The sequence below is a fragment of the Uliginosibacterium sp. sgz301328 genome, assembly GCF_041807905.1.
Lineage (GTDB): Bacteria > Pseudomonadota > Gammaproteobacteria > Burkholderiales > Rhodocyclaceae > JBGVSA01.
Genome location: NZ_JBGVSA010000051.1, coordinates 1 through 12,090 on the forward strand (window position 1 = coordinate 1; position 12,090 = coordinate 12,090).

2 protein-coding genes are annotated in these 12,090 nt (G+C 62.2%); both read right to left on the reverse strand.

Going from position 1 to position 12,090, the window contains the following annotated elements; translation table 11 throughout:
- Positions 1-10,331, reverse strand: a 10,331-nt coding sequence (locus ACDA63_RS19785) for a hemagglutinin repeat-containing protein (protein WP_373665025.1), incomplete at its 3' end; no start/stop codon positions are given.
- A gap of 44 nt (positions 10,332-10,375) precedes the next feature.
- The coding region (locus tag ACDA63_RS19790; RefSeq protein WP_373665026.1) for a ShlB/FhaC/HecB family hemolysin secretion/activation protein at positions 10,376-12,090 on the reverse strand (1,715 nt) is incomplete at its 5' end.

Genomic DNA, 12,090 nt, shown 5'->3' on the forward strand with positions numbered 1-12,090 from the left:
ACCGACTCGTCCTGGCCTTCGAGCATGTCACCAACGTTCTTGTACAAGAGAGGCGCGGCCTGCTGCATGGTCTGCGCGCGCAGGTCCGCAAGCTCCTGTTGTTCCTTGACCTGCTGCGCGTCGAAGATCTTGTCGATCTTGCCGTTGGCGGTGTCGGCATCGTGATTGATGCTGGCGATGGTCTCGTCGGCCGTCTTGCCGGTGCGGGCAATTTGTTCGTCGTTGTCCGTGATGACGATGGTGCCTTGTGAGATGACGCTCTTGGTGGTGCCGGTGGCCTGACCTTCGATCGGCGCCTGACCGTTGGCGGCGGCTGTGTTCAAGACGCTGACAGCAGCATTCTTGGCGAGCGTGCCATCGGCCCAGCCAACACCGCCCGCGCCGCTTGTACCGCCGCTATAGCTGAGTGCGATGCTGTCCTTGTCGCTGCTGAAGCTGGCGTAGTTTTCGACGTCACTGGTGGTCAGTGTGCGTGTCTCGAAGTAGTTCTTGTCCGGTGTGGCGGTGCTGACGATGGCCCCGCCTTGTAGGTCGGTGTTGCCCTTGACCTTGATGTCGTATCCGCCGTCCCCGGCAAAGATGCCGCTTTGTTCATTGACCGAAGCGAAGGTGCTGGTGGTGTTGCCTTCGCTGTAGTTGCCGCTGGCACTTACAGTGGTGCCGTAGCAGAACGGCGGGATGCACAGACTGGCCTGGAAGCCACCCGACTCGGTGCGGGCGTCGTAGGTCTCCGTGTCCTGCCTGCTGCGGATGTTCAGGTCGTGACCAATGTCGGCCTCGACCCGGTCTGCCGTCAGTTGCGCGCCTGCGATGTTGGCATCGTTCCCCGTGGTGATCGTTAGGGTGCCGGTGGCGTTGACGTGCGTATTCACCTGCGTGACGGATTGTCCATTCTCCATGCCTTTGATCTGGCTGGCGGCCAGCTCAAGGGTGAAGCCGTTCTGGCTACCGCCCAGCCCAAAGCCGACGCCGATCCCGGCGCTATTGCCTTGCGATTGACTGTCTAACGTTGCGGTGTTTTGCACGCTCTCCGCGTTCAGGTCGTGCGCTGCGTTGAGCGTGACGTTGGTGGCGTTGATCGTAGCGCCCCGCATGTTGATGTCGCCGTCAATCGCCTTGCCGTCTGCATCCTTGGCCCCGGAGCCCGTGGCGATGATGGTTGCAGTGCCGCCCGCCGTGATGGTGGCACCACCCTGCGTAGTGCTGGCTGTATGTGTCTCGGAATGATTGGAGCTGCCCCCGATACTGACCGTGGCTTTGATAAGCGTGTTGCCGCCATTACTGTTCATGGGGTTGCCGGTCTCATTGACCCCGGTGCTGGTGCCTGCGCCGACTCCGTTGGCGATGGCTAGTCCTGCTTGCGTAGCGTACAGCGCGACAACTTCGTCGGATTTGTGGTTCTCCTTGGCATATGCGGCATTCTCGACGGCCTGGGCGGCCTGCACGGCGTAACCGGACAAGGCGAGCGTGACGCCGTACTGGCTGGAGCTGCTTGAACTGTTGGCGTTGGCCGTGTCGATGGCTGGATCAAGGTTCACGGTCTTACCAATCATCGTCACATCATTCTTGGCCTGGATGTCGGCACCGCGCGCGTTGATGTCGTCCTTGGCCGTCATGGTGACATTGCCATTAGTGCTGACGATCTGACTGATTACCGTGCTCTGACTGGTAGTCGTGGCGTCTTCGTGCTGCGAGTAGGTCTTGATGCCCACCGTGCCGGAATAACCAGTTCCACCCAGATCCCCCATCTGACGTCCCGATGTATCCATCTGAGCGGACAGACTCTCTTGCCCGGACAGGATGTCGATGGTGCCCATCTTGGCGGAGAGAGTGACATCATTGTTGGCTTGTATGCCACTACCAGCCAGTCGGATGTCTCCCGTGCGAGCAGTTACGTCAACACTGTCACCAATGAGTACGCTGGCGTTCTGACTGATTGCTTCGGTACTGCCGCTGCTTTGACTCTTCTGGGTGCCAATAGGGAAGACAGAGACACCGCTGTTATTGGGGCCACCCGAGATGAAGCGGCCAGTATCGCCTGCTGATGGGGCTGCCGAGCTGATCTTCCAGCCGCTGGTGCTGGAGGACGAGTATTCGGTATAGGTATCGGTCGATGCCTGCACCGTGACGTTGCGATCGGCGTCGAGCTTGAGTTTCTCGCCGGCGGTCAGAAGGCTCCCCTCGATCAGGATATCGCCATTCACGGCCTTGCCGTTGGCGTCCTTCTGTCCGTCGCCCGTGGCCTGCAGAGAGATGTCTCCGGCACTGTTGAACGAGCTGCCGCTATGGGTGAGCGATTCGCTATTTGTCTGGCTGCTGCTGCCAGTGCTCGACGCTGTGACGGCTATTTGCGTGTCAGTTGCACCCGCATGGGCGATCTCATCGATGATCTGCCGGCCAGCAGTGACCTTACTGTCGTTCTGCGAGGCGGCCTTGAGGTTCTTGGCCGTATCAAAAAGCGTCCCGACAACGGCGACCCCCAGACCATTTGACTGGCTACTGCTGGCGCTCGATTGCACGACGTAGTCCTCTCCCGCCAGGACGGTGATGTTCTGGGCCAATACGTCGATGTGCCCGGTATTCTTGTCATCGCCCTTGCGACCGGCAGTCACGTCACTGCCAATGAAGGTTGCGTCCTTGCCGGCGGTGACGATGACGTTACCCTCGGTCGCACCAACAGCAGAGCGCGCATCGCTCTGAGTCACTGCTACAAGGTGGCCTTCACCGTCGCTGTGTGCGTTCCCCACAGATACGCCGATACCGCCCTTGCCTGCGAAAGTGGATATCCCCGAACTCTTCTGGCTCTCGCTGTAGTCGGCTTCATAGTAGTTCTGTCCCGCCGTCACCAATACGTCGCCGTTGATGGCGGTCAGGGCCACGCCCTCCTTGCCGACCACGTTGCTCTGCTGCACGGTCAGGTTGTTGGTGGCCTGAAGATTGACCGTATTGCCGCTGATGGTGCTGCTCACGCCGACATCCGAATAGCTGCTGGAATCCGACGTGGCCGAGCTGCGGTTGATGACTTTCGACTTGCTGTCGGAATGAGAGCTGGACTGCCCAGATGTCTGACGAGCCTCATCCACGACTATGTCGTTGCCGGCCAGCACCGTTGCGTCGCCCTTGGCAGAGACTGAACTACCCGTGACGTGGACGTCGTTGCCCGCATCGAGAAGCAGGTCACCACCCGCCTTAAACGAACTGCTGATGACACCTCGGTCTTCTGTCTTGTCCTGACTGCTGACGGAGCCCTTCGACATGAAACCGCTACTTTCACCATAGCTTGCCATGTCCAGCGTCTTGGTCGACGTGCCCGATGTGATATTGATGTCGTGGCCGGCGTGAGCCCCGATGGCGCCATCCGTTTGAACCGTCGCTGCACGGGCGTTCAGGTCGTTGCCAGCGTTCATCAAAATGGTGCCATTGCCACCGATGACACTACCGACTTCGGCACTGGCACTGTCCAGACGATGGCTGCGATCGGATGCCGCACCAAAGGACTGCTCGCTGCTGACCGTCACCGTGCCAATGTTGATGTTGTTGCCGGCTCCAATGTAAGTAATACCGTTCTTGCTCAGGTTACTGAGTTCGGCGGCATTGATGTTTGCGTCCTGACCCGCCTTGACGACCAACAGGCCATTCTCGCCGCCATTGGCCCCCACCTGAACCTGAGCCACCCGGCTGATGCCGGTGTTACTGCTCTGCCCATTGCTGGCCGTCGCGGTCTGCGAGGCGATGGTGACGTTGCGGATAGCGTCGAGTGACACGGCCGTGGTGCCCGAAATCATGCCGCCCGTGTGGAGGATGTCGTTGTTGGCTTTGAGGTCAACGATGTTGGCGTTGATCCGGCCGCCCGTCTGCACGATGTCATTGGCGGTGACCCCCATGTAGCCGGCTGCACCCAAGGCGCCGGTGTTCTCCAGGTTGCCCTTGACGTTGAGCTGCATGTCATGTGCGGCGATGAGCGTGCCACTGCCATTGATGTCGCCCGACTGCACACGCGCATAGACCTGTGGCACGAGCACCGAGATGCTCACACCATCGGCCGTGGTGACTTGCTGCTCGACCAGCCAGACGATGTCGGAGGTCAGCAGCGCCATCTGTTCGGCGGAGAGCGCCACACCCGGCACGAGCCCGTATTGCTTGGCGAAGGTGGCGCCATTGTTGAGCAGTGCGGCGTATTGCGCCTCATCGTCAGAGTAGCCGTCCAGGAAGCGCTGGCCCGTGAGTTGGGATATCTGCTGACGCACCAGCATCTGCTCGTAGAAGCCGTCGCCCAGGCGCTTCTGTACGAGTTGCGGGTCGTAGCCAAGGGCCGTGAGCATGCTGTCGGAGCTGAGCCAGTCCTTGTAGTTGGCAAAGCGCGGGTCGGTCTCGATCAGGTAGTTGCCCGATGAGGCCGGTGCGTCAGGCGCACGCCCATTCACGCTGCCGGTACTGTTGGGCAGGCTGACCTGACCAGCCGATTGCGTTGCCACGCGGAAGAGGCTGCTGTCGGGCAGGGTGAGATTCGGCGTAGTGGTGCGGACGACCTGACCGGAGCCCGCGTTGCTGGCCACTTCGATGATGGGGGCCACGACGTTGGGGCCCAGGGGTAATCCGTCAGGCCGCGAGGTACCCGCGCCAACCCCATTACGGGCAAGTTGCACGGACCCCGCGTCCCCCGTCACACCGCCGGAGCCTGCGTTACTGTCATCACGACCGCCAATCGAGGTGCCGCTGCCTGCGTCGGTGCTGTTGATGCGCACGACAGCCGCGCCCAGATCGATTTCTTCGGGCGGCAGCGCCGGGTTGTAGGCGTAGTCGGTCGTGCTCAGGTTGCGGAACTGCGTGAAGGTGCCCGAGCGCTCGGTGATGCGTGCTCCGGTACCATTGTCATTTCGGATCCTGTCCGCGTCGCCATAGAGCGTGCCGCCCACGACAATCTTGCTCTGTGCGTTATAGAGGTCACCCACGTCGAGCAGCATGTTTCCGCCCGATTGAATCACGCTGGGGTCGCTGTTGGTGACGCGCGTCTCGGTGACGATCTCATCGTAGTCCCAGCGATCGAATTCGGTGCTGATGCGCTGGGTGTTGCCATCGGCATCGATGATGAAGAGGTTGTTGCGACCCTTGATGTTCTGAACGTAGGCGCCATCCTTCTCGGCGCTGTAGATGGGTTCGGTGTGGTCGGGGTCAGCGCCGCCCGTGTACTCGGTGACGTGCGTGCGGCTGACCTCCACGAATTCGACGCGCAGGTCGTCGTTCAGGTTGTTGACCTGCTCCACGCCCAGGCGCATGTCGCCCAGCGACTCGACCGTCGAACTGTGGTTGTTGAGCACGCCGGCGCGCCCGGTGGCGACGAGGTTCTCGTCCAGCGTGCCACCGATGTTCAGCGTGTCGCCACTGAAGATGAGCGCGTGACCGCTGTTGTTGATTTCATTTGAGCCGATCTGCATGTCGGCACGCGCGGCGATGGTGCCGGCACGCATGGTCCGCAGCCCCATGACATCGGCGACTTCTTCGGCGCTGTTGTTGAGCTGCCCCGCCTGAATGGCGACCAGATCACCATAGATGCGGCCGGTGCCAACGTTGTTCAGTGTGCCCGCCTGCAGCCAAGTCACGCCACCATCGATGAGCCCGCGATTGGTGATCGTGCCCGAGGCGGACAGATGCGTGAGCGCAGCATTGAATTCGCCAGTCTCAGTATTGTCGATGTCGCGGGCGTTGACGTTGAGTGCCAGGGCCGACTGGACGAGCCCGCTGTTGGTCAGCTGCCCGGTCGTCGCGAGCGTGATGTTGCCGTCGCTGACGATCTGGCTCGCGTTGGTGTAGTCACCCTCCATCGACAGGGACAGGTCTGCGCCACTGCCGAGCTTGCCGGCGCCCCCATAGCGGGAGACATCCAGGGCCAGACCTTCGCCACCTTCAATGACACCACCTTCGTTGTCGACGGTGAGCGTTCTGCCACCGGCATCCTTGATTTCGGTGACGCCACTGGCGCTGACGACACCGCTCCGATTGACAAGGGTGCCACCACTCTCGATTGCGATTCGCCCGTCCGCCCGAATGGCACCGCTCGTGTTGTCCACGGAGGCGGCGCTGATGACGACTTCGTTGCCCTCAAGACCGTGATCCTGGCTGTTGGTATTGGTATTGCCCAGCGCGTCGGCGGTGATCGTCAGAGTCTGGGCTGCTCGTAGCAAACCACCGTCGTTGGCGAGCGATGATGCCGTGACCGTGACATCGGCCGCGCCCTGGATCTGACCACTGCTGTTATCAACCTGCTGGGCCGAGATACCAAGAGCGTCCCGCGCATTGATCACCCCCCTCTCATTGTGCACCGTGCCGGTTGATTCGATCGACACCCCGGCAGCGCTGCCGATGAAGCCTGTCGAATTGTCGATGTCGCCCGCACGCACGGTCGCATTGCCCATGGACATGATGCCGCGACTGTCGCCCGACGCCGTATTCGTGAGCGCCTGTCCGTGCGTGTCGATCAGCAGATTGCCCTCCGACTGGATCAGACCACTGGCGTTGTTGAGCGCACCGGAGTTGATGATGACATCTGTCTTGCCCGCCAATGTGCCGCTGGCATTGATCAGGGCTTGACCCTGCGTATCGATACGCAAGGCGTCGCCGCCAATGGCGCCACCGCTATTGTCGATCGCGCCACCGGTGACGCTTGCCGTACCGGCGGCGAAGAGCGCGCCCCCGGCGTTGCGGGTCTGGCCGGCCGTGATCGTGGCATCCGACTGGATTGAACCAATCTGTCCGCCCTGGTTGTCGAGCGCCTGCGTGGTGAGATTCAATGCAGCGTTCGCACCGATAAAACCCCCTTCGGTGTTCACAACACTTTGCGCGCTGGTGACGGTGAGTGACCCTTCGCTGGTGAGGTGCCCGCGCGTATTGATGAGCGTGTCCGCGGCGACTGCCAGCGTGCCGCTGCTGCCCACCTTGCCATCGGTGTTGTCTACATTGCCAACGCGGATCTGACCCTGCGCCGCGTCGCTCGCGAGCGTGCCGCGTGTGTTGTCCAGACGCTCCTCGACACTCACCGACAAGGCGTCCGTACTGCTCTGCGAAATCGTGCCGCCAATGTTGTCCAGGTCATGCGCCGCAATCGTCAGCGCGCCGCTCGTGGCAATCGTGCCACCGGTGTTGTCGAGCGACTGCGCGACCGAGAAGGCTTGCGCGGCGACCGACTGGATTTTGCCGCTGCGATTGGTGACATTGTCAGCAACAACCGACAGATCGCCCGCAAAGCCGATCGTCCCTTCGTCGTCGTTCAAAAGAGTCTGGGCGCGCAACGTGCCACTGCCGTTACCCACGATCTGTCCGCCCGTGTTGTCCAGCGCACCGCGTGATTTCAGCGACAGTGCGTCACTACCGACCGCCACGATGACGCCGGCGCGATTGTCGATGGCCTGCGCATCGAGCACGAGGCCGTTTTGCGCCGCCACGATACCGCCCGAATTATCAGCATTGCCCGAAACGGTGAGGGCCAACGCATCGGACGACTGGATGCGGCCCCCATTGGTGTTGCTCAGGCTTGCCACCGTCGCTGTGAGTGGCCCGTTAAAACTCAGTGTGCCCGCGTCGTTGGCAAGCGACGTCCCCGAGATGTCCGAGGCGCTATTACCAGCGATAAGGCCACCGCGGTTGTCGATGCCGCCGGCGATTGCCAGATCCAGTTGCTGGTTGCCGGCGTGTTTGATTTCGCCGCCCGCGTTGGCGAGCGAGCCGGCGTGAATCGCCATGTGTTCGGCATTGCTCGTGATGGCGCCACCGGCATTGTCGAGCGCATCTGACAGGTGAATGTCGAGCGCTTGCGCACCACTCTGTGAGATCGACCCCGCCGAGTTGGCAAGACTACTCGCTTCGATTGAGAGTGCGCCCCCGACGTTGAGCGAGCCCCCCGTATTGTCGATATCCTGCGCAGCGACGAGCGTTTGCGAACCGCCGGACTGCAAGGTCCCCGACGCATTGCCGATGCGTTGTGCATCGATGGACAGATCAGCACCGGCGCCGATCGCACCACCACGGTCGTTACGAAGCGCGTTGGCAGCGAGCACGACGTCGCCGTTCCCTGCGATATGGCCCGACGTGTTGTCCAGCGAACCAGTGACTGATACGGCAAGCGTATCCGCACCCTGCACGTAGACCGCCCCACCCGCATTGGAGAGGCTCTGAGCAGTCAAGGCCATGGCGTGCTGCGAGATGATCTGGCCGCCCGCGTTGTCGATGCCGCCTGTCGCATTGATTGCCAGCGCGCCGTCGGTCTGCACCAGGCCACTGCCGTTGGCAAGGCGCTGCGCATCGATCTGGATGGCGTTGGCAAAGGTAATCTTGCCGCCCTCGTTGGCCAGCTGAGCAGCAGTGATTTGCCCTTGGCCATTGCCCGCGATCTGGCCGGCCGTATTGTCCACGTCACCGAGGACGTTGACTGCGAGCGACTGCGATCCGCTGCTGAGGATCCTGCCGCCAGCGTTGGCAAGTGAGGCCGCGTCCAGCTGCATCGCGCTGCCAGCCTGCAAGGTGCCGGATGTGTTGTCCAGGGCGCCGCTGACCGTGAGCGTTTGTTCGCCTCCCGCGAGGATCTGGCCGTTCCGGTTATTGAGCGTCTGCACCCCGACAGTGACGGGCCCCGCCAGACCCACCTTGCCGCGTTCGTTGTCGAAGCGGTTGGCCGCGATGATTGCGTCACCGTTGGCGGCGAGCGAGCCGTCAGTGTTGATGAAGTCATCGGCAAAGGTCAGTACGAGACTATCTTCACCTGTCTGTTGCAGTACCCCGCCCGTGTTGTCCAGACCGCGCGCGTTGATCGCGAGGTGTTCCGCAGTCAGCGTGGCGCCGCGTGTGGACATCTGTCCGGTCGCATCGATGGCGATCTGCCCGGGTGCGGTGATCGTGGCGCGATCCAGCGTGACCGCATCCCCTGCGACCACGAAGTTCTGCACTTGAACGGTACTGTCGGCAAGTGACACCGTCGGCGCCACCCACGACATCGCCCGGCCACCAAAGATCTGCCCCGCAGCGTTGGCGCCGCCTTGCGCGGTGACAGACAGCGTCCCATCCCCCGTCAGCGTGTAGTCTGTCTGTAGACCCGTGGCGAGCACACCTGTGGAGGTATTGGTGAAGGTGCCGGCCTGTCCGTTTCCGTTCAAGGACGCCAAGTTGATGTCATGCAGGGCGCCAATGAGTCCTGAATTCTCGAACGCACCAACAACGGTGCTAGCAATGCGGTCTCCCGCGTAGAGCGTTCCACTGTTCAAGAGCCCGTGCTGTCCGTCGACATGTACCGTGGCAGCGCTGGTGATCGAACCCGCGTTGATGAGTTGTCCGTCTGCGGTGACCACCACGTCGCCCGCACTCGCGCCAATGTTGCCAGCGTTGCGCACCCCCACGCCTGATTCGGTCCCCACCAGGGTGATCTTGCCTGCGTACATGCCGCCCAGTTGCGCGACGTCGACGCCGAATTGCGGCCGATCTGTGGTGCTGGCGGCCAATGGCACTACGCCATGTTGGGCGTCGGGTGCGGCCTCATCGGCGCGGATTTCGTTGGCCCCGGTCAGTACCGTCAACTGGTTGGCCCACACGCCGGCATTGATCTGCACCGCGCGCGCGAGGATCTGGGTGTAATCCGTCTGGGTGGCGTCCAAGCCCGCCCCATTGATGGAGACCGTGCCTTGCTCGACGCGGAACGCTTCAAGGTTGCCGTTATTGAAGATCGGTGTACCGGTGGTCAGCACGCCTCGGTCGGCATTGATGAAGCCGCAGCCGTCGCACGAAATGCCGCTCGGGTTGGCGATGACGACCTGCGCGCGCGATCCGGCAACTTCGATGTAGCCGTTCAGGCGGCTGGGGTTGCTGCTGTTGACTTCGTTGAGAATGATGCGTGCGGTGCCGTTGGCAAGCCACGGATTGCCCTGCACCCATCCACCCAGTTGCGTCTGTGCATTGGTGCGTGAATTGTTGAGGATCGCACCGTTCTGCCCGACGTCGAGTTGCTGGTAAGTGTTGCGCGACACCCCTGCAGCGCTTGGCGTCTGGATGTTGACGACCGGCACCCCATTGCCGGCATTGATGACCGTGGGCTGCTGGTTCTTCGGTGCGTTAGGGTCCGCGATGATCTGCGCGTGGATCGCCACCGGGACGATCGACACCAGACCGAACAAACTGAAGAGTGCGAACTTGAGCGCATTCATACCGCTGGCGAAGCGCGCAGTCGTCTGGCCGCTGCCATGGCCCCCCTCACGCGTGCCCTCCTTGCCCTGAGAGGTGGCGATTTCGGCGACGACCATCCATTGCCCACGATGCCGGTTGAAGACAATGCGGTATGCGTTCTTGTTCATGATGTTTGCTCGTTGTTGTTCTTGGTGCAGGTGTTGCCGTGAGATCAGTACGACCAGTTCAGGTTGAAGCCCACCACGGGATTCGCCGTCACAAAGCCACGGGGCTTGTAGAGGGGCGCGCCGATGAAGACGTCGTAGCCGATGCGCACCACGCTGCCGCGCAGTCCAAGTGCTGTACCCGCCAGCGATTGCCCGAGCTGGTCAGCTGTCGGGAAACCGAAGACGCGCCCGTAGTCCACGCCCCAATAGGCCTCCGCCCCAATCGCGGGGATGGCCGCCGACAGTTCGTTGCGCCACACGAAGCCGCGCTCGCCCATGAGCGTGAGTTCGCCGTCAAAGCCACGGATGGTGTAGCGGTTGCCAAGAGAGAGCCGGTCCTGCGAGCTCAGGGGTGTGCCGTTCCACTGTTGCCGCCACGTGGTGCTGTAACGCAGGCGCTGGTCGGCCAGCGTGAAAGGAATGTCGAGCGAGGCGTTGAACGACCACAGACGCATGCGCGAGGAGCCTTCGCCGAAGGCTTCTTCGGGCGCCGGCAACGCGTCGAACGCGCCGGTCCCTTTGCGATAGTCAAACGTCATGTCCAGCGTGGCCGCACCGATGAAGTGACGATGACTGATCTCCGCACCCCAGCCCGCCGTACGTCGCCGCTGGACTTCGACTTCGGTGTCGTCGATGTAGTTGGAGGAGGTGCGTTGCCACACTTTGGCGCCCACCGTGGTCTTGCTGGTGGCGTCACGCCAGATCAGGCGCGAGAGCTTCACGTCGAAGTTCGAGCTTCTGCCGCTGTATCGGTAGTCCTGGTACGCGCCCGCCACAGTCTGGTAGTAATTGCTGTCGCTGTAGGTACTGGTCACCTGCCAGTACCCGAAGGGAATCGAGTAGTAGGCGTTGTAGCCATCCGTGTTGCGACCGTTGGAGTTGAACGGCGTCAGCGCGTGGTTGTACGAGACATAGAAGAGATCATTGACCGTGAACAGATTGTCGAGCGACACGGTGGCCGTGCCCTGGTACTTGCCCGTGCCACGGCTGCCCGCGTCATCCGCCGACAACGACAGCCGCCAGCGCCGTGCCTGTCGCCACGAGATGACCAGGTCGCTCTGGCCGGCAGCGGCATCCGCGCCTTCCGTGGGCACGATCTGAATGTCGGCCTCAACGGTCGGCACACGCTTGAAGTTCTCCAGCCCTTGCTCGATGTCGCGCAGGTTCAGCAGATCTCCGGGCTTGGCAGGTACCGCATTGAGGGCAGTCACCCAATCGGCCTCCACCCCGTCTGCAAAGCGCACCGCATGGACACGGCCCGGAACGAGGGTCAGGCGAAGGACGCCCGTCTGCAAGTCCTGGTTGCCGGCGAGCACGCGGGTTGTGACATAGCCGCGTTTGACAATGGCATTCTGGATGCGGGCCATGACGATGTTGATGCCCGTCGTTCCGAGACATCGACCCCGTGCGGGGTCAGCAGGCTCGTCGGCCGCCTCGATCGCCCACTGGAACGCTTCCGAGGCGTCGCCCACGAGCTCGACGCGGTCAATCCGGAAGCACGGAGATTCGCTTGCTGGAATGCGAATATCAGAAGCCGAGGCGGCCGGCTGCAAGCGCACATCCGGACGCTGCTCCTGCTGCTCACGCAAAGCGCGCTCGCGCTCCTGCTGCAACTGCTGCTCTCGCGCATCGATGCCGGGCAGATTCGGCACCTGCGCCATCACGGACGCGCAAGACAATACAAGGCCGCTACCGACCGCCCACGCGCGTGCGTGCTTTC